The organism is Rhodococcus sp. PSi06, from assembly GCF_054960675.1.
Genome location: NZ_JBHNYO010000013.1, coordinates 1 through 18991 on the forward strand (window position 1 = coordinate 1; position 18991 = coordinate 18991).

The window sequence follows — 18991 nt, forward strand, 5'->3', positions numbered from 1 at the left end:
CCAGCGCCGATGGTACTGCACTCGACAGGGTGTGGGAGAGTAGGACACCGCCGAACACCCGTTGTAAGAAGGGGACCCACTTGGTGGGTCCCCTTTTTGCGTTTGTACCCGAAAATCCGAAAGGACGCCCGTGTCGGAAGACAACAACGATCGTCGCCCCTCCCGAGCAGACGGTGGCAATCGCTCCAGCGAGTCGCGCGATCGCAACCCTCGTGCTCAGGACCGCCGCGGCGATTCGCGTCGTTCGGACGGACCTCCGCGCAGGCGGGGAGGCGAAGGTGGCTTCTCCGGAGATCGACGTGGCAACAGCGCGCCGTCCGATCGTCGGCCCCCACGCCCCGAGGAACCTGATCTGCCCGATGAGGTCGAAGCCGGTCAACTCGAGCCGGCCGTCCGGCGGGATCTTCTGAGCTTGGACAAGAACAACGCGACAGCTGTGGCCCGTCACCTCGTGATGACGAGCAGGCTGCTCGACGACGACCCGCAGTTGGCGCTGCTGCACGCGCGCGCTGCTCGTCAGCGAGCAGGTCGTATCGCCGTCGTTCGTGAGACGGCTGGCATCGCGGCCTACCACGCAGGTGAGTGGGCGGAGGCCCTATCGGAGCTGCGGGCCGCACGTCGCATGGCTGGCGGCCCAGGTCTCATCGCGGTCATGGCCGATTGCGAACGCGGACTCGGACGCCCCGAGCGGGCCATCGAGCTCGGTCGCAGTGACGAAGCTCGTGAGTTGACCGGCGAGGAAGCGTCGGAGCTCCGCATTGTGGTGGCCGGCGCTCGGATGGACCTCAATCAATACGACCAAGCCGTCGTCACTCTGCAGACCCCGGACCTCGACGCATCTCGCTCGGGAACTGCGGCGGCTCGCCTGTTCTACGTCTATGCCGATGCACTGGTTGCCGCCGGTCGTGTAGACGAGGGTGTGAAGTGGTTCCTCAACGCTGCTGCGGCAGATGTCGATGGTGAGACGGACGCGGAAGAGCGAGTCGAGGAGTTGTCCGGAGGCGGACAGTGACGTTGCTGCGCGACGCCCACGACGTGCTGCTTCTCGATCTGGACGGTACGGTCTACGCCGGTAAGGACCCCATTCCCGGTGCAGTAGAAGCGCTTTCGGGTGGTTCCGAGAAGCAGTACTTCGTGACGAACAATGCCAGTCGTGCGCCACAGGATGTGGCCGAGCACCTTCGTGAACTCGGGTTCGACACGTCTGCCGAGTTTGTCGTCACCAGTTCCGAGGCAGCTGCGCGCGTCCTCGCCGGCACACTGGACGCGGGTGCGCGTGTTCTCGTCGTCGGCACCGACGCATTGGCGAACGAAATATCCAAGGTGGGCCTCGAGCCGGTCAGATCTGCCGACGAGGACCCGGTCGCAGTGGTGCAGGGGCATTCGGTCGATACCGGCTGGAGGATCCTCGCCGAGGCAGTCCTCGCCATCAGGGCGGGTGCCCTCTGGGTTGCAACGAACATCGATGCGACCCTGCCCACCGAGCGAGGACTCGTGCTCGGGAACGGTTCGATGGTCGCAGCGGTTCGCAACGCCACCGACGTCGAGCCCCTCGTCGCGGGAAAGCCGGCCGCTCCGATCATGCACGACGCGATCGAACGCAGCGGAGCACGTTCTGCGCTGGTCGTCGGAGACCGGCTGGACACGGACATAGCAGGCGCAAATGAATCCGACCTGCCCTCGCTGCTGGTACTGACGGGTGTGAGCACCGCTGCCGAGCTGCTGCGTGCTCCTCGTCATCTGCGGCCCACCTACATCGGTTCGGACCTCGGGGTTCTGAACCAGGACGAGTCCGCGTCGCGCGTGGGGAGCAAGGACGGTTGGACGGTCGGCATCGAGCACGGGCTGCTGTCGGTGCGATTCGACCGCGATACGACGCCGGATACGTTCGAGGGTGCTCTGGCCGTGCTGCACGTTGCGTGGTCGAGTACCGACTTCGACGAGGTGCGCTTCGATGGGGACAGCCTCGGCGATCTGAAGTCACTACTCGGGTGTTGACACCGCGTTCGTAGAGCGGCGGCGATCGGGCGTTCGTCGTACCCATCGGATAGCGTGAAGGGCGATGAGCACGTCGATTCCACTACCAGGACAGCACCGGCCGAGCAGTGCCGGAGATGAGTCGTCGGCAGATCCCGACTCCGTACGATCGGATGTCGCTGAGTTGCTGAGTCGGCTCACCATCGGCTCTGGGCACGACGATCTCGAGACAGTGGATTCGGACGCGCTCACGCGCGATGCAGATCTGCTGGACCGGGCGCACGAGGTGCTGGTGCGCGCCCTGACCACCGTCGACAAGACCTGACGTGGCTCGTCGCGCTCGAGTCGACGCCGAACTGGTACGTCGTGGTTTGGCACGATCTCGTGAACACGCTTCCGAGCTGATCGAGGCCGGGCGAGTGAAGATCGCCGGGACTGTCGCGTCCAAGCCGGCAACCGCGGTGGAGCCGGGAACGCCACTGTTGGTGGCCGAGGAAGACAACGAGGTCAGTTGGGCCTCACGGGGTGCACACAAACTGCTCGGTGCCCTCGACGCGTTCGAGCCCCTCGGGTTGACCGTCCGGGATGCCCGATGCCTCGATGCCGGAGCGTCGACAGGTGGGTTCACCGACGTCCTTCTGAGTCGAGGAGTGCGCGAGGTGGTGGCCGTCGACGTCGGATACGGCCAGCTGGTGTGGCGGCTGCAGTCCGACGACCGTGTGCACGTCATAGACCGCACCAACGTTCGGTCCATCGATGCCGAGACCATCGGGGGACCGGTCGAGATCATCGTCGCGGATCTGTCGTTCATCTCGCTGAAACTCGTTCTCCCGGCCTTCGTCGCGTGTTCGAAGCCGGGCACCGATATGGTGCTGATGGTCAAACCACAGTTCGAGGTAGGTAAGGATCGGGTGGGTGCCGGGGGCGTGGTACGAGATCCCGCACTGCGAGCCGAGGCGGTCGAAGCGGTGGCGACGGCGGCCGTCGGCTTGAATCTGACTGTTCGCGCGGTAGCTGCAAGCCCACTGCCGGGGCCGTCGGGCAACGTCGAGTACTTTTTGTGGCTGAGGGCAGGTGCGGGCGATGACGCGCCCCACGCCGACATCACGGAACTCGTCCGGCTCGCGATCGAGGAAGGACCACAGTGACTCCGTCCCACGCAGCACCGGAACTGGAGTCGACGCGAGAGATTCTTCTCGTCGCTCATCCTGGTCGACCGGACATCGCCGAGACGGCGCGTCGAGTGGGCAAAGTGTTCGACGAAGCAGGGATCTGCCTGCGCGTGTTGGTGGACGAGGTAGAGCCCTCGAAGATCGAGGCGTCCGATTCGGAAGAACACGACCACGTGTTCGTTGCGGACATGCGGCTCAACGTCGTCGAATTCGGGCCGGACGCTGCGGTCGGCTGCGAGATGGTCCTCGTACTCGGGGGTGACGGAACCTTCCTGCGCGCAGCCGAACTCGCACAGGCAGCATCCATTCCGGTACTCGGCATCAACCTCGGGCACGTCGGATTTCTTGCCGAGGCAGAGGCCGACCATCTCGAAGATGCTCTGGCGCGCGTGATCGCCGGCGACTACCGCATCGAGCAACGCATGACCCTCGACATCGCGGTTCGGGTCGGAGATCAGGTGGTCGAGCGCGGATGGGCGCTCAACGAAGCGAGCATCGAGAACGGTTCTCGGCTCGGGGTGCTCGAAGTGGTCCTCGAAGTGGACGGTCGACCGGTGTCCGCATTCGGCTGCGACGGTGTCCTGATTTCCACACCGACAGGTTCGACGGCGTACGCATTCTCGGCCGGAGGACCGGTCGTGTGGCCGGAACTCGAAGCGATACTTGTCATTCCGAGCAATGCACATGCTCTGTTCGCCCGCCCTCTGGTCACCAGCCCGGAATCGATCGTCGCAGTCGAGATCGATGCGGGCGGACACGCAGGATTCGTGTTCTGCGACGGCAGGCGGACATTGAGCCTTCCGGCCGGCGCTCGTGTCGAGGTGGTCCGAGGAGCCTCACCCATCAAGTGGGTCCGACTCGATTCGGCACCGTTCGCCGATCGCATGGTCAAGAAATTCGAACTGCCCGTGACCGGGTGGCGGGGGAGAGCGAGGTAGGGATGCTCGAAGAGATTCGGATCGACAGCCTCGGAGTCATTTCCGGAGCCAGCGCACAGTTTCACGAGGGTCTGACCGTACTCACCGGCGAGACCGGTGCCGGCAAGACCATGGTGGTCACCAGCCTGCACTTGCTTTCGGGTGCGCGCGCGGACGCCGGCCGGGTTCGCCTGGGCGCGCAGCGAGCCGTCGTCGAGGGGCGATTCAGTACCGATACCGCATCGGAGCAAGTGATCGACGACGTCGACAAGGTGCTCGAGTCGTCGGGAGGCCAACGCGACGAGGACAATTCGATCATTGCCGTGCGTACCGTCAACTCGGATGGTCGTTCTCGTGCCCACCTCGGTGGGCGCAGTGTGCCGGCGTCGGTACTGTCCAACTTCACCGACTCGTTGCTGACGGTGCACGGTCAGAACGATCAATTACGTTTGCTGCGGCCCGATCAGCAACTTGCTGCCCTGGACAGATTCGCCGGCGACGCGGTGGCGTCTCTGGTCTCGAAGTACCGCACCGCTCGCAAGACGTGGCTCGATGCGCGCAACGAGCTGATCGACCGCACCGAACGCAGCCGCGAACTGGCACAAGAAGCCGACCGCCTTCAGTTCGGCCTACAGGAAATCGATTCGTTGTCCCCAGAGCCCGGTGAGGATCTTTCCGTGGCCGAGGACGTACGTCGATTGGGCGATCTCGATTCTCTGCGCGAAACCGCGGAGGGTGCCGCGGCCGCACTCGTCGGGAGCACCGAGGAGGCGTCGGACACGACGTCTGCGCTGTACCTGTTGGGCGAAGCCCGATCTCGCCTCGAACATGCCGACGACGCTGCTCTGACGGAGCTGTTGCCGCGCCTGAACGACGCGATGGCCATCGTCGGTGACATCGGTGCCGATCTCACCTCGTATCTGACGGACCTGCCGTCCGATCCGGGAGCGCTCGATTCGATACTGAATCGGCAGGCCGAGTTGAAGTCGTTGACGCGCAAATACGCAGCCGATGTCGACGGTGTCATCGCCTGGGCCGAGGATGCCCGTGAGCGACTCTCGCACATCGACACCTCCGCCGATGCCCTCGCCGAGTTGAGTGCGAAGGTCGATGCAGCCGCGGTCGACGTCGCTGCCGCAGCGGTCAAGCTCAGTGCGGCCCGTGCGAAGGCCGCGGTGAAACTCTCGAAGGCAGTCAGCGTCGAGCTGGCGGGTTTGGCCATGGGAAAGGCGAAACTGCAGATCGATGTCCGAGCCCTGCCTGCCGGGCCGTCGGACACCGCCCCCATCGTCGTGGACGGTGCCGAACTGCATGCAGGAAGTAGCGGCGTCGACGAGGTCGAGTTCCGCCTGTCTGCACACGACGGTGCCCAGGCGCTACCGATCAGCAAGAGCGCGTCGGGCGGTGAGCTCTCGCGGGTGATGCTGGCGCTGGAGGTGGTTCTCGCGGGCTCGGAAAAGGGCGCGACGATGGTGTTCGACGAGGTCGACGCCGGAGTCGGTGGTCGCGCTGCCGTCGAGGTCGGGCGCCGGCTCGGCCGGTTGGCTCGCACCCACCAGGTCATCGTGGTCACACATTTGCCGCAGGTTGCAGCCTTCGCCGATACGCACTTGGTGGTCGACAAGACCGACGCCAAGAAGGGTGCGGCGAACAGCGGCGTTCGGACGCTGTCCTCGTCGGAACGCGTGGTGGAACTGGCCAGAATGCTCGCGGGGCTCGACGACACCGAGACCGGACGAGCGCACGCCGAGGAGCTGCTGGCCACTGCCAATGCGGAACGAGCCGCGTTGTAAGTGGTGTTGCTGATGTGATCAGTGTGGTAGTTGTTTCGGCGCGCCTCCATCGCCGGGCGTGTCGGTCGGGTCATCATGGTTGACATGAAGATGCCGGCTCTGCTGTCACGTAGTCAGGATTCGCTGCCCGGAATCACCGGTATCGCGCGAGTCGATCGCAACACGGCCAAGCTGCTCAAACGGGTCGGGCCCGGCGACATCGTCGTTCTGGACGAGCTGGACCTGGATCGCCTCACCGCGGATGCGCTTGTCGAGGCGGGGGTGCTCGCGGTCGTCAACGCGTCGCCGTCTATCTCCGGGCGTTACCCCAACCTGGGTCCCGAGGTCATCGTGGCCAACGGCATCACCTTGATCGACTCGGCCGGCACCGAGATCTTCAAGAAGATCAAGGACGGCACCAAGATTCGCTTGAACGACGGCGGTGTCTACACCGGCGATCGCCGTCTCGCCAAGGGTGACGAGCAGAGCGAAGCCGAGATCTCGGACAAGATGATCGAAGCCAAGACGGGTCTGGTCGATCACCTGGAAGCGTTCTCGGGCAACACGATCGAGTTCATCAGGACCGAGAGTCCACTGCTCATCGACGGCGTCGGCGTGCCGGACATCGATATCGACCTCCAGGGTCGTCACGTCGTGATCGTTGCCGACGGGCCCGGCCATGCCGAGGACCTGAAGAATCTCAAGCCGTTCATCAAGGAGTACTCACCTGTCATCATCGGCGTCGGAGCAGGCGCCGATACCGCGATGAAGGCGGGCCACCGGCCCGATCTGATCGTCGGCGATCCCGAGGACGTCACGGCTCAAACTCTCAAATGTGGTGCGGAAGTGGTTCTTCCGGCCGACTCGGACGGGCACGCACAGGGCCTCGAACGCATTCAGGATCTCGGGATCGGTGCGATGACGTTCCCGGCCACGGGAGCCGCTGCGGATTTGGCCCTGCTACTGGCCGATCACCACGGTGCCACGCTGATCGTCTCGGTCGGCAGCCCGGCGAGCCTCGACGAGTTCTTCGACCGTGGTCGTCGCAACACCAACCCGGCCGCGTTCATGACGCGGCTGAAGGTCGGTGCCAAGTTGGTCGACGCCAAAGCTGTTGCGACTCTGTATCGAAGCCGGGTGTCCGGTGGCGCGATCGCCCTGCTGATCCTTGCGGCCCTCGTTGCCGTGATCGTGGCGTTGGCGGTGTCCAACATCGGTGGTGAGTCGTTGGACTGGGCGATCGACCTGTGGAACCGGTTCGCTCTCTGGTTCCAGGGGTTGCTTCCGTGATTTCGCTTCGCCAACATGCCATTTCGCTGGCAGCGGTGTTCGTGGCGCTGGCCATCGGCATAGTGCTCGGTTCAGGTCTGCTGTCGAGCGGTCTGGTATCGGGCCTTCGCGACGACAAGACCGGTCTCGAGAACCAGGTGGACGATCTGCAGGCCACCAACAATCGGCTCAACGAGCAACTGAACTCGGCCGACGGTTTCGATGCGGCAGTGGCCGGCCGCGTGCTGCGGGACACGCTCGTCGATCGCAGCGTCGTCGTCATCACCACGCCCGATGCCGATCCCGGTGATGTCGACGGAGTCACGAATTCGATCGGGGCTTCGGGTGCCACCGTCACGGGACGCGTGTCGCTGACCGACGCATTCGTCTCCGCGGCGAACGGTGACGATCTGCGTACGCGACTGACCAACGTCATCCCCGCGGGAGTCCAGTTGCGTACCGGGGCTGTGGATCAGGGAAGCCTGGCAGGTGATCTGCTGGGTTCGGTGCTGCTGCTGAATGCGCAGACGGCGCAACCCCAGTCGACACCGGAAGAACTGTCGCTCGCTCTGGAAACGCTGCGCAGCGGCGGTTTCATCGCCTACGACAACGGTGCCGTCGCACCGGCGCAGCTCGCTGTCGTCGTGACCGGTTCCGGTTCCTCGAACGTCGAGGACGGCAATCGTGGGGCCATCGTGGCTCGGTTCGCCGGTGCCCTCGACTCGCGCGGTGCAGGGACAGTGCTGGCCGGCCGGTCCGGTGCCGCCGAGGGTAACGAATCCATTGCCGTCGTCCGCGCCGATTCGGCTCTGTCGTCCTCACTGAGCACGGTGGACAACGTCGACCGTGAAGCCGGACGGATCACGACCGTTCTCGCCTTGGCGGAGCAGCTGGACGGTGCGTCGGGTCGGTACGGCACCGGAGCGAACGCGAATGCCGTGACCGTCGGAGCCCCAGCGAGCTGATTCGTGCCCGGAACGAGCGTGTCGTTGGCGGTGGAGTACGTACTGGTGTTACCGTGAAGTCCCGTGGGTAGCAGGCCCAATTTCCACGCTCTACCTCTTCTATCAGCCCCCTGGTAGGAGCAAGCCCTGCAGACTCGTCACGGGAGCCTCATTGTCACGCCTTCAGTCGCGTTCGGACACCAAGCACATCTTCGTCAGCGGGGGCGTCGCGTCTTCGCTCGGAAAAGGTCTGACGGCGTCGAGCCTCGGCCAGCTACTGACCGCACGCGGACTCCGCGTGACCATGCAGAAGCTCGACCCCTACCTCAACGTCGACCCCGGCACGATGAACCCGTTCCAGCACGGTGAAGTGTTCGTGACCGAGGACGGCTCCGAAACCGACCTCGACGTCGGCCACTACGAGCGATTTCTCGACCGCGATCTGTCGGGATTCGCCAATGTCACCACCGGCCAGGTGTATTCGACGGTCATCGCCAAGGAGCGTCGCGGCGAGTACTTGGGCGATACCGTCCAGGTCATCCCGCACATCACCGACGAGATCAAGCGCCGGATTCTGGCCATGAACGGACCGGATCTGCAGGGTCACCAGCCTGACGTCGTGATCACCGAAATCGGTGGCACCGTCGGTGATATCGAGTCGCAGCCGTTTCTCGAGGCAGCGCGCCAGGTCCGCCACGACGTCGGCCGTAACAACGTCTTCTTCCTACATGTGTCGTTGGTTCCGTTCCTGGCTCCGTCCGGCGAACTCAAGACCAAGCCCACCCAGCACTCCGTGGCTGCGCTGCGCAGCATCGGTATTCAGCCGGATGCTCTGATTCTGCGGTGTGATCGTGACGTGCCGCCGGGACTGAAGAACAAGATCGCGCTCATGTGCGACGTCGATGTCGACGGCTGCATCTCCACGCCCGACGCGCCGTCGATCTACGACATTCCGAAGGTGTTGCACAAGGAAGGCCTGGATGCCTACGTCGTCCGGCAGCTCGGTCTGCCGTTCCGCGACGTCGACTGGACCATCTGGGGCGGATTGCTCGAGCGTGTCCATCAGCCCCGCGAGACCGTGCGTGTCGGCCTCGTCGGCAAGTACGTGGATCTGCCCGACGCCTACCTCTCGGTCACCGAGGCGCTGCGTGCCGGTGGATTCGCCCATCGCGCCAAGGTCGAGATCAAGTGGGTTCCGTCCGACGAGTGCTCGACGCCTGCGGGGGCGCAGGCCGCGTTGGGCGATGTCGATGCTGTGCTCATTCCCGGTGGCTTCGGCATTCGCGGTATCGAGGGCAAGCTCGGGGCAATCGAATTCGCCCGCACGCGCAAGATCCCGATCCTGGGGTTGTGCCTCGGATTGCAGTGCATGGTCATCGAGGCGGCTCGTTCGGTCGGTCTGACCGACGCCAACTCCGCCGAATTCGATCCGGACACCAAGGATCCGGTGATTTCCACGATGGCCGATCAGGAAGACGCAGTGGCCGGTGACGCCGATCTCGGCGGCACGATGCGCCTCGGGGCCTACCCGGCGATTCTGCAGAAAGGTTCGGTCGTCGCCGCGTCGTACGGTACCGAGAACGTCTCGGAACGTCACCGTCACCGCTACGAGGTCAACAACGAATACCGCGATCGGATTGCCAAGAGCGGCTTGGTGTTCAGCGGTACTTCTCCGGACGGCCATCTGGTCGAGTTCGTCGAGCTACCTGCCTCGGTGCACCCGTTCTTCGTCGCCACTCAGGCGCATCCAGAACTCAAGAGTCGGCCGACCCGTCCGCACCCGTTGTTCGCCTCTTTGATCAATGCAGCGTTGAAGTACAAGGCTGCCGAGCGACTGCCGGTCGACATTCACGGCGACACCGTCGCGGTCGAGGAATCGGACGCTGCCGCCGAGACCGTCGGATGAGCGAGCCCCGACACGAGTTCGCCACCCTCGACTCGACGGCGGCGTACTCCGGTGCCATCTTGGCGCTTCGGCTGGATCAGGTGGCGATGCCCAACGGTCGGCAGGCCGAACGCGAGGTGATCGAGCATCACGGCGCGGTCGGGATTCTGGCCGTCGACGATCAGGACCGAGTGGCCATGATCGAGCAGTATCGGCATCCCGTCGGGCGTCGACTGTGGGAATTGCCGGCCGGTCTGCTCGACGCGCCGGGGGAGCAGCCTGTCCTGGCGGCGCAGCGTGAGCTCGCCGAGGAAACCGGTCTCGCGGCCGGTAAGTGGTCGGTGCTGGTGGACGTGCTCGCCTCACCCGGCTTCACCGACGAAGCAGTGCGGATCTTCTTGGCGCAAGATCTGCACGAGGTCGATCGGCCGGAGGCGCACGACGAGGAAGCGGACATCGAACTGTCCTTCGTGCCGATGGACGAGGCCGTCCGTCGAGCGCTGGCGGGAGAGATAGTCAACGCGTCGGCGGTGGCGGGAGTGCTGGCCTTCGCTGCAGCCCGCGCCGTCGGCAGCGAACTGCGACCGGCCGATGCCCCGTGGGCCGATCTGCCGACGGCTTTCGAGAAGCGGAAGAGTTCACGAAAGTAGCCACCGTGATCGCCGAGCAGATTGGGACGTATCTCGACCATCTGGTGGTCGAACGTGGTTCGGCACAGAACACGGTGTCCTCCTACCGCCGCGATCTGGTGCGGTACGAGCGGTTTCTGAGCGGCTACGACATCACCGATCTGGCACAGGTCAGCGAGAACGACGTCACCGAGTTCGTGCTGTACCTCCGGCGCGGCGACGACGAATTTCCCGCTCTCGCCGCGAGTTCGGCGGCTCGAACCTTGATCGCAGTGCGCGGTCTGCACCGCTTCGCTCTGGCCGAGGGAATGGTCGAGCGCAACGTCGCAAGCGAGGTCAAACCCCCGCAGCCGGCCAAGCGGTTGCCCAAATCGCTTCCCGTCGACCAGGTCGTGGCCCTGCTCGAATCGGCGTCGATTGCGGGCCCGGACGCGCCGCGCGGACTACGTGATCGAGCACTACTGGAATTGCTGTATTCCACCGGTGCCCGAATTTCCGAGGCCGTCGGGCTGGACGTGGACGATATCGACACCGAGTCGCGCTCGGTTCTACTGCGCGGCAAAGGCGGCAAGCATCGCATCGTCCCGGTGGGCAGGCCGGCGATCGAGGCCATCGACGCGTACCTGGTGCGCGGACGCCCGGGGTTGGTGGCGCGATCCACCCCAGCACTGTTTCTCAACGTCCGCGGCGGCAGGCTGTCTCGACAGAGCGCCTGGCAGGTGCTCCAGGATTCGGCCGAACGAGCCGGAATCACCTCCGGTGTCTCGCCGCACGTTCTCAGGCACTCCTTCGCCACGCATCTGCTCGACGGCGGTGCCGACGTCCGCGTGGTGCAGGAGCTGCTGGGGCACGCGTCGGTGACGACCACTCAGATCTACACCCTCGTCACCGTCACCACACTGCGTGAAGTGTGGGCGGGAGCGCATCCGCGGGCGCGGTAGCACGAGGTCGACGCCGCCCGTCAGCGTGTCCGGTGACAGCGTCGGTCCCTCAAGCGGTAGCGTTTGCGTGAACTACTCGAAGACGAACGGGACAGGGGAGCGCTGGAACGTGTCGACACCGCAGCCGCCAGCGGCGGAGTCAGCCTCGGAGCGTGCGCATCTGGAAGGCGCGCTGTTCCATACGCGTCAGCCGGAGACCAGCCGAGAGTCTCGCGACATCATTCCTGCTCCGAACGAACTCGGCCCCACCGGTCGGAAGACGCGGTCGGTTCCCGACCCCCAACCGCTGGCCAGCCACGGCCCGGCCAAGATCATCGCAATGTGCAACCAGAAGGGTGGCGTCGGCAAGACGACGTCGACCATCAATCTCGGTGCATCGCTGGCCGGCTACGGCCGTCGCGTACTGCTGGTGGACCTCGACCCGCAGGGCGCACTGTCCGCGGGACTGGGCGTTGCGCATCACGAACTCGATCTGACGGTCTACAACCTCCTCGTCGAGGCGAAGGTGTCGGCCGACGACATCATCATGCGGACCCGCGTCGAGAACCTCGATCTGATGCCCAGCAACATCGATCTCTCGGCCGCCGAGATTCAACTGGTGACCGAGGTGGGCCGCGAGCAGACGCTCGGACGAGTGCTTCATCCGATTCTGGATCGCTACGATTACGTCCTCATCGACTGCCAGCCGTCGCTCGGCCTGCTGACGGTCAACGCGCTGACCTGTGCCGACGAAGTACTCATTCCGATGGAGTGCGAGTACTTCAGTCTGCGCGGTCTGGCATTGCTCAACGACACCGTCGAGAAGGTGCGCGATCGCCTCAACCCTCGTTTGAAGCTGGCCGGCATCGTGGTGACGATGTTCGACGCCCGAACGCTGCATTCGCGCGAGGTGATGACGCGGGTGGTCGAGGTGTTCGGCGACGTCGTCTACGACACTGTGATCACTCGCACGGTCCGGTTCCCGGAAACCAGCGTCGCGGGGGAGCCGATCACCACGTGGGCTCCCAAATCCGGTGGCGCGCAGGCCTACCGCGCTCTTGCGCGCGAGGTGATCTACCGGTCGGGTCCGTGACGGTCGACGCTGCAGACGAGGCCCCGATCGAGGTTCCCGCCGATGCGGACCCCTCGAAGTTCCGGGTCCGATTGCTCAATTTCGAGGGCCCGTTCGATCTGCTGCTGTCGCTGATCAGCCAGCACCGCATGGATGTCACCGAAGTGGCGCTGCACACGGTCACCGACGATTTCATCTCGTTCACCAAATCGCTCGGTGCCGATGTAGGCCTCGATCAGACGACGGAGTTTCTCGTCGTCGCCGCGACGCTGCTCGATCTCAAGGCCGCTCGTCTGTTGCCCTCGGGGGACGTCGAGGATGCGGAAGATCTGGCGCTGCTCGAAGTGCGAGATCTCCTGTTCGCCCGGTTGCTGCAGTACCGCGCCTACAAGCAGGTCGCCCTGCTGTTCGGTGAGCTGGAAGCTGCTGCGCTGCGGCGTTATCCGCGCTCGGTATCGGTGGAAGATCGGTTCGCCGATCTGATTCCGGAGGTGTTGTTGGGGGTCGACCCGGCCAGGTTTGCAGACATCGCCGCTGCCGCTTTCCGGCCCAAGCCGATTCCACAGGTGGGTCTCGATCACATCCATCAGCACGCCGTCTCGATTCCCGAGCAGGCAGAGTGGCTGCTGGAGAAGTTGCAAGGCCGTGGCCTGAACGAATGGGCGTCGTTCTCGGAGCTGGTGCAGGACTGCGAAGTACAGGTCGAAATAATTGCACGGTTCCTGGCGTTGCTGGAGCTGTTCCGGCAACAGGTGATCGCCTTCGAGCAGCCGGAGCCGCTCGGCGATCTCCGAGTGAGCTGGACCGGTAAGGACGACGGACCCATCGTGGTCACGGAAGAGGACTACGCATGAGCGTCGACCCCGAACTCGAGTTCGAGGGCGTGGAGGATTCCGACGAACTCGACGACGCCACTCTCGCGTCGGCACTCGAAGCCGTGTTGCTGATCGTCGACACCCCCGCGTCGGATGAGCAGCTCGCCTCGGCTGTGGGCACATCGGTAGCCCGCGTGCGCGCCTCCTTGACCGAGATGGCTGCAGCGCTGACCGAGCGAACCAGCGGAATCGACCTTCGCTACGCCGGTGACGGGTGGCGTTTCTACACCCGCACCGCCTATGCCCCCTACGTCGAACGACTGCTTCTCGACGGCGCTCGGTCCAAGCTCACACGTGCAGCATTGGAAACCCTGGCCGTGATCGCCTATCGTCAACCGTTGACCCGCGCACGAGTCAGCGCCGTACGTGGAGTCAATGTCGATGGAGTGATGCGTACGTTGCTCGCCCGTGGACTGATCTCCGAAGCAGGAACGGACCCGGAGACGAACGGCACGATGTACTGCACCACCGAGCTGTTCCTCGAACGGCTCGGGCTCGCATCGCTCGGTGATCTACCCGAACTGGCACCGCTGTTGCCCGGAGTGGACCTGATCGACGAGATCAGTGACAGCATGGTCACCGACCCGAGAACGACACGCTCCACCAAGAACCGCGGATCGAAACCCGATCCGGCAGCCGAGCTCGACTCGGACGACTGATAGGTAAGAAAACAAGTGAACAAGCCCGCTCGCCGTGATGGCACACCGGACCGTAACAAGAGACAAGACCCACGCAGGAAGCCCGCCGCAGGACGGTCGGACACCCCGCGTGACGCACGCCGCGGAGACCGCTCCCGCGACGCCGCGCCCCGTGACGGCGCTCCCCGTACGGGGGCTCCTCGAACTGGAGGACCCCGTGCCGGCGCGCCACGCGCCACTGGCCGACCGGCCCCGCGCAGAGGCGTCGAGCAGGGGGAGTTCGAGAATAAGCCCGTCGAGACGGGCATCAACGACCGCAGCAACGACGCGGTGCCTCGCAAGAAGCCGTCGCGCCCCAAGCCGCCGAAGCCGCAGAAGAAGCAGGTTCCGTCGACCACGATCAGCAACGCCAAGCCGGCGAAGCATCAGCACACCGATTCGTCCCCGCGCAAGCACGTGCCTGCCGGTGAGGGAGTTCGGTTGCAGAAGGTTCTCGCGCAGGCCGGTGTCGCGTCGCGTCGTGCCGCCGAAGAACTGATCGCCGACGGCCGCGTCGAGGTCGACGGACGCATCGTCACCGAGCAGGGCATTCGGATCGACCCGAATATTGCCGTCGTTCGCGTCGACGGCACCCGCGTGGTCGTGAAGGAAGAATTGGTTCATCTCGCGATGAACAAGCCGCGCGGATGGCAGTGCACCATGTCGGACGATCTGGGTCGTCCGTGCGTCGGCGATATCGTGGCCGAGCGTGTGCAGGCAGGCCAGCGACTGTTCCACGTCGGTCGACTCGATGCCGACACCGAGGGGCTGTTGTTGTTCACCAACGACGGTGACCTTGCTCACCGCTTGATGCACCCGTCGTACGAGGTGTCCAAGACCTATCTCGCGACGCTGTTCGGCACCATTCCCCGCACGCTCGGCAAGCAGCTCCGCGAAGGCGTCACCCTCGACGACGGTCCGGTGAAGGTCGACGGTTTCCAGTTGCTCGACATCTCGGACGGTAAGTCGCTCGTCAAGGTCACGCTGCACGAGGGCCGCAAGCACATCGTGCGTCGATTGTTCGACAAGGTCGGATTCCCCGTGGGGCGCCTCGTGCGTACCGATGTCGGCAACATCGTGCTCGGCGATCAGCGTCCCGGAACTCTGCGTGTTCTCGGCCGCGGCGAAATCGGCAAGCTCTACGAATCCGTAGGCCTGTGATGAGTACGCTCGTCGTCGCGATGGACGGTCCCTCGGGCACAGGTAAGTCATCGGTGTCGCGTCGGCTCGCGTCGGCACTCGAAGCGAGCTACCTCGATACCGGTGCGATGTACCGCGTCGCCACGGTGTGGGTGCTGCGTTCGGGCGTCGAGCCCACCGATGCAGTCGCAGTGGCGAAAGCTGTTGCTGCCCTTCCCCTCGAGATCGGAAAGGACCCGCTGTCCGAGACGGTCTTGCTCGCTGGTGAGGACGTCAGCGGCGAGATTCGCGGCGAGGCAGTGACCAAAGCCGTCTCCGCCGTGTCCGCGGTACCTGCGGTGCGCGAGCTCTTGGTGCAGATGCAGCGCGACCTCGCGAGCTCGTCGACTCGAATCGTGGTGGAGGGCAGGGACATCGGCACCGTCGTTCTTCCCGACGCCGACGTGAAGGTCTTCTTGACGGCCTCACCCGAGGCACGTGCGGAACGGCGCAACAAGCAGAACGTGGAACAAGGTCGCGGCGACGACTACGAATCCGTGCTCGCGGACGTGCAGCGACGCGATCATGCAGATTCGACAAGAGCAGTGTCACCGCTTCGTCCCGCCGAGGATTCGGTGATCGTCGATACCAGCGAGCTGGATCTCGACGGCGTGATCGAGCGTTTGCTGCTCGTGGTGAACGACAGAAGTGGAGCAGTGCAGTGAGTGAAGAATTCTTCTCCGGCGCAGCGGAAGCCGCGGGCGACGGAACGTGGAGCGACGAGGGCGAGTGGGAGTACGTCGACCTCAACGAGGGCGAAGACGGCGAAGATGCCGTAGCCGTACCGACTCTCGCTGTGGTGGGTCGTCCGAACGTCGGTAAGTCGACGCTCGTCAACCGCATCATCGGCCGACGCGAAGCAGTGGTCGAGGACGTTCCCGGAGTCACCCGCGACCGAGTGTCGTACGAGGCCAACTGGAGTGGTCGACGCTTCCTGGTGCAGGACACCGGCGGTTGGGAGCCCGACGCCAAGGGGCTGCAGCAATCCGTTGCGCGCCAGGCCGAGTTGGCGATGAACACCGCCGACGCGATTCTGTTGGTCGTCGATGCCCGCGTCGGGTCGACGACGACGGACGAGGCAGTAGCGCGAGTGCTGCGACGCTCGAAGACTCCGGTTCTGTTGGTGGCCAACAAGGTCGACGACGGCCGCACCGAATCCGAGGTTGCCGCACTGTGGTCCTTGGGTCTGGGGGAGCCGTTGTCGGTTTCGGCCACCCACGGCCGCGGTACCGGCGATTTGCTCGACCGTGTGCTCGAGGCATTGCCCGAAACACCACGTGAAGGGATTCCAGGTGGGGGACCCAGGCGTGTCGCTCTGGTCGGTAAGCCGAACGTGGGCAAGTCCTCGCTGATCAACAAGCTCTCCGGTGACGAGCGTTCGGTGGTGCACGACGTTGCCGGTACTACCGTCGACCCGGTCGACTCGTTGGTCGAATTGGGCGGCAAGACATGGCGATTCGTCGACACCGCAGGTCTGCGCAAGCGCGTCAGCCATGCCAGTGGTGCCGAGTTCTACGCGTCGCTGCGTACCAAGTCCGCGATCGAGGCCGCCGAGGTCGCGATCTTGCTTCTCGATGCCTCGCAGGTGATCTCGGAGCAGGACCTGCGGGTGCTCAGTATGGTGTCCGACGCCGGCCGTGCATTGGTGTTGGCGTTCAACAAGTGGGACCTGGTGGACGACGATCGTCGTCAGCAGCTCGAAAAGGAGATCGACCGCGATCTCGCTCGGGTGCCGTGGGCGCAGCGTGTGAACATCTCGGCGCAGACCGGCCGTGCCGTACAGAAACTGGTTCCCGCGCTCGAGACCGCTCTGGAGTCCTGGGACAAGCGCGTGCCCACCGGACGCCTCAACACGTGGCTCAAGGAGGTTGTGGCAGCCACCCCGCCGCCGATGCGTGGCGGACGTCTGCCGCGCATCATGTTCGCGACGCAGGCCAGCACCAGGCCGCCGACGTTCGTACTGTTCACCACCGGCTTCCTCGAGGCCGGCTACCGCCGCTTCATCGAGCGGCGTCTGCGTGAAGAGTTCAACTTCGACGGCAGCCCCGTCCGCGTCTCGGTCCGTATCCGCGAGAAGCGGGAACGGCCGGGCAAGGGCAACAACCGCTGATGGAGCCCGTCCCCGCCCCTGAGCAGGCGATTTCCTCTCAGGGGTAGGGCTGGGGTAATCTCATCAAGCGCCTTTCGAGGCGCGGCGGGCTGTGGCGCAGTTTGGTAGCGCACTTGACTGGGGGTCAAGGGGTCGCAGGTTCAATTCCTGTCAGCCCGACACAGGTAGATGCAGGCCAGAGGCGGTTTCGGAGAAATCCGGGGCCGCCTTCTTCGTCTGAGTGCCGCGGGATTGTCACTACTTGGTGTTTGCGGGGTCCAACTCGACGCTGAGGCCGTGTCCAGAAGGATCCACTGGTGTCCGGAAATCTGCGCTAGTTAAATAAAGGGACCTAAGCGAAACGAAGACACTTGATTCGGCTGGTTCGCTGTTATGTAGCTACAGAGTCCGTAGGGTCCGTGCGAATCGGAAACTGCGGGTTGCACCAGTGGGTCGGCTCGGGTTTTGCTCGGATCCGGCCCTGTTGACGCGTTGGATACAGCAGCGACCGGCGTTCGGGTTCAGCACGGGATGATGTAGCTCGGGTCCGTGGTGGTGTCGAGCCATTTTCCGTACGAGTCGCCTCCGGATGCCGCGACGGCGGCGCACACCTCGGGTTCGGTAGTGCCAGCTATGCGGTAGACGGCATAGATAGGGTTTCCGTCGGCAGTTGCCTGTCGAAGCGACGCGCAGGAATTGTCGGTGCGCAGATACTGCGAACCTGGGTTGGCGAGGAGTTGCGCGGCAACCTCCTGCGCGTAGCTAGTGGGATTGGTGGCTGAATACAGTACGACGATTCCTGTGCCGTCACACGACGGGACTGACATCGCGGAGGCAAGGCCGAGGTCGCCTCTCGCCGAGCCGGACGATGACGCAGGTGCGGTTGCTGACGAGGGGACTGTCGATGGCGCGGATGCTGTTGATTGTCCGACCCACTTCGCCAACTCGTCTCCGAGGGCACCGTTGTAGCGGATGGATGCAATCGGCGGTCCGGTGACATCGAAGGCGACTACTCCTTTGAGGAGGTCGCCCGATGTGACGGTTGCTGTCGATAGTTGCCCGTCGACGGTCCCGAGGGCTGCGTCGTAGGAGGTGCCGTCAGCCGCCCTGGCGGTGAAATAGAGGGGATTGACGTTTGTGGTCCCTCGGATGCCTTCCAATGTGACCGTGATCTGCTGCAGTTCACCGGCGGCGGGGAGGCCGTACTTCGATCCTACTGCAGGGGTGAGGGTTTGAACGGTGATGCGAGTCGTCACGTCGTCGTCGGTGACATCCTGTGCGGCTCCGATCGGAACCGCCGAATCGGTGGGTGGCGCAGTAGGCATCCCGATTCTGTTGCTGCTTTCTGCTGTTGGGACGCCGTTGGTGCTACTGCAACCTGTCAGCAGGAGCGCGGCGATGGCGGGGACGAGGAGCCACAATGCTCCGGTGTACTTGCGCGACATTGATGCGTCCCGTTTCTGTGTCGATGGATTGCCGATCACATATCTGCGTGCGATGTCGGGCGTTACATCTGAGCACCGGACGACGTGATGGAGCCGGCATCGAGTGCTCTCGCGTGGGACCGTTGACGATAGGTGACGGAATCGAGTTTGCGCGCACGTTCGCCGTTGT

General features: G+C 64.5%; 18 protein-coding genes and 1 tRNA gene. 18 read left to right on the top strand and 1 reads right to left on the bottom strand.

Going from position 1 to position 18991, the window contains the following annotated elements; genetic code table 11:
- Nucleotides 1-130: 130 nt before the first annotated feature.
- From ACFI9K_RS17295 to ACFI9K_RS17380, 18 genes are all read left to right on the top strand, one after another.
- A complete protein-coding gene (locus tag ACFI9K_RS17295; protein ID WP_462664640.1) occupies nucleotides 131-1012 on the top strand; it encodes a tetratricopeptide repeat protein in 882 nt (293 codons plus the stop codon).
- Nucleotides 1009-1998 (top strand): HAD-IIA family hydrolase, encoded by a 990-nt coding sequence (locus ACFI9K_RS17300; protein WP_462664641.1) that lies wholly within the window; start codon nucleotides 1009-1011, stop codon nucleotides 1996-1998. Before ACFI9K_RS17295 ends, ACFI9K_RS17300 begins: the two co-directional genes overlap by 4 nt.
- 64 nt (nucleotides 1999-2062) lie before the next feature.
- A complete protein-coding gene (locus ACFI9K_RS17305; protein ID WP_462664642.1) occupies nucleotides 2063-2302 on the top strand; it encodes a hypothetical protein in 240 nt (79 codons plus the stop codon).
- A 1-nt stretch (nucleotide 2303) separates the two neighbouring features.
- Nucleotides 2304-3125, top strand: coding sequence for a TlyA family RNA methyltransferase (locus tag ACFI9K_RS17310; protein ID WP_462664643.1), 822 nt, complete (start codon nucleotides 2304-2306; stop codon nucleotides 3123-3125).
- On the top strand, nucleotides 3122-4087 hold the full coding sequence (locus ACFI9K_RS17315) for an NAD kinase (RefSeq protein ID WP_462664644.1): 966 nt from the start codon (nucleotides 3122-3124) through the stop codon (nucleotides 4085-4087). Before ACFI9K_RS17310 ends, ACFI9K_RS17315 begins: the two co-directional genes overlap by 4 nt.
- A 2-nt stretch (nucleotides 4088-4089) precedes the next feature.
- Nucleotides 4090-5859, top strand: coding sequence for a DNA repair protein RecN (gene recN / locus ACFI9K_RS17320; protein WP_462664645.1), 1770 nt, complete (start codon nucleotides 4090-4092; stop codon nucleotides 5857-5859).
- A gap of 84 nt (nucleotides 5860-5943) precedes the next feature.
- Nucleotides 5944-7128: a putative cytokinetic ring protein SteA gene (gene steA / locus ACFI9K_RS17325; protein ID WP_462664646.1), complete on the top strand. Its 1185-nt coding sequence runs from the start codon at nucleotides 5944-5946 to the stop codon at nucleotides 7126-7128.
- Nucleotides 7125-8072 carry a copper transporter gene (locus tag ACFI9K_RS17330; protein ID WP_462664647.1) on the top strand — a complete coding sequence of 316 codons (948 nt, stop codon included), beginning with the start codon at nucleotides 7125-7127 and terminating at the stop codon, nucleotides 8070-8072. The genes steA and ACFI9K_RS17330 overlap by 4 nt, the downstream gene beginning before the upstream one ends.
- A 151-nt stretch (nucleotides 8073-8223) precedes the next feature.
- Nucleotides 8224-9957, top strand: a complete 1734-nt coding sequence (locus ACFI9K_RS17335; RefSeq protein WP_462664648.1) for a CTP synthase — start codon at nucleotides 8224-8226, stop codon at nucleotides 9955-9957.
- A complete protein-coding gene (locus ACFI9K_RS17340) occupies nucleotides 9954-10586 on the top strand; it encodes an NUDIX domain-containing protein (protein ID WP_462664649.1) in 633 nt (210 codons plus the stop codon). Before ACFI9K_RS17335 ends, ACFI9K_RS17340 begins: the two co-directional genes overlap by 4 nt.
- Before the next feature lie 5 nt (nucleotides 10587-10591).
- Entirely contained in the window at nucleotides 10592-11506 is a 915-nt protein-coding gene (gene xerD / locus ACFI9K_RS17345) for a site-specific tyrosine recombinase XerD (RefSeq protein ID WP_462664650.1), read from the top strand.
- Nucleotides 11507-11615: 109 nt separating this feature from the next.
- Complete coding sequence (locus ACFI9K_RS17350) at nucleotides 11616-12578, top strand: ParA family protein (protein ID WP_462664651.1); 963 nt, start codon at nucleotides 11616-11618, stop codon at nucleotides 12576-12578.
- Complete coding sequence (locus ACFI9K_RS17355) at nucleotides 12575-13411, top strand: segregation and condensation protein A (RefSeq protein ID WP_462664652.1); 837 nt, start codon at nucleotides 12575-12577, stop codon at nucleotides 13409-13411. Before ACFI9K_RS17350 ends, ACFI9K_RS17355 begins: the two co-directional genes overlap by 4 nt.
- Complete coding sequence (gene scpB, locus ACFI9K_RS17360) at nucleotides 13408-14091, top strand: SMC-Scp complex subunit ScpB (RefSeq protein WP_462664653.1); 684 nt, start codon at nucleotides 13408-13410, stop codon at nucleotides 14089-14091. The genes ACFI9K_RS17355 and scpB overlap by 4 nt, the downstream gene beginning before the upstream one ends.
- Before the next feature lie 15 nt (nucleotides 14092-14106).
- A complete protein-coding gene (locus tag ACFI9K_RS17365; RefSeq protein WP_462664654.1) occupies nucleotides 14107-15270 on the top strand; it encodes a pseudouridine synthase in 1164 nt (387 codons plus the stop codon).
- A complete protein-coding gene (gene cmk, locus ACFI9K_RS17370) occupies nucleotides 15270-15953 on the top strand; it encodes a (d)CMP kinase (RefSeq protein ID WP_462664655.1) in 684 nt (227 codons plus the stop codon). Before ACFI9K_RS17365 ends, cmk begins: the two co-directional genes overlap by 1 nt.
- Nucleotides 15950-17398 (top strand): ribosome biogenesis GTPase Der, encoded by a 1449-nt coding sequence (gene der, locus ACFI9K_RS17375; protein ID WP_397516438.1) that lies wholly within the window; start codon nucleotides 15950-15952, stop codon nucleotides 17396-17398. Before cmk ends, der begins: the two co-directional genes overlap by 4 nt.
- Nucleotides 17399-17483: 85 nt before the next feature.
- Nucleotides 17484-17557, top strand: a tRNA-Pro gene (locus ACFI9K_RS17380).
- 341 nt (nucleotides 17558-17898) lie between these two features.
- Here the strand turns inward: ACFI9K_RS17380 and ACFI9K_RS17385 are convergent.
- The gene (locus tag ACFI9K_RS17385) at nucleotides 17899-18822 is read right to left on the bottom strand and encodes a DUF1942 domain-containing protein (protein WP_462664656.1); all 924 of its coding nucleotides are present in this window, start codon (nucleotides 18820-18822) and stop codon (nucleotides 17899-17901) included.
- Between the last annotated feature and the right edge of the window lie 169 nt (nucleotides 18823-18991).

What these genes read in the sequence shown, in the direction of transcription:
- ACFI9K_RS17305 (WP_462664642.1), top strand. Translation starts at nt 2,063, where the DNA reads ATGAGCACGTCGATTCCACTACCAGGACAGCACCGGCCGAGCAGTGCC.
- recN (WP_462664645.1), top strand. Translation starts at nt 4,090, where the DNA reads ATGCTCGAAGAGATTCGGATCGACAGCCTCGGAGTCATTTCCGGAGCC.
- steA (WP_462664646.1), top strand. Translation starts at nt 5,944, where the DNA reads ATGAAGATGCCGGCTCTGCTGTCACGTAGTCAGGATTCGCTGCCCGGA.
- ACFI9K_RS17340 (WP_462664649.1), top strand. Translation starts at nt 9,954, where the DNA reads ATGAGCGAGCCCCGACACGAGTTCGCCACCCTCGACTCGACGGCGGCG.
- scpB (WP_462664653.1), top strand. Translation starts at nt 13,408, where the DNA reads ATGAGCGTCGACCCCGAACTCGAGTTCGAGGGCGTGGAGGATTCCGAC.
- cmk (WP_462664655.1), top strand. Translation starts at nt 15,270, where the DNA reads ATGAGTACGCTCGTCGTCGCGATGGACGGTCCCTCGGGCACAGGTAAG.
- ACFI9K_RS17385 (WP_462664656.1), bottom strand. Translation starts at nt 18,822, where the DNA reads ATGTCGCGCAAGTACACCGGAGCATTGTGGCTCCTCGTCCCCGCCATC.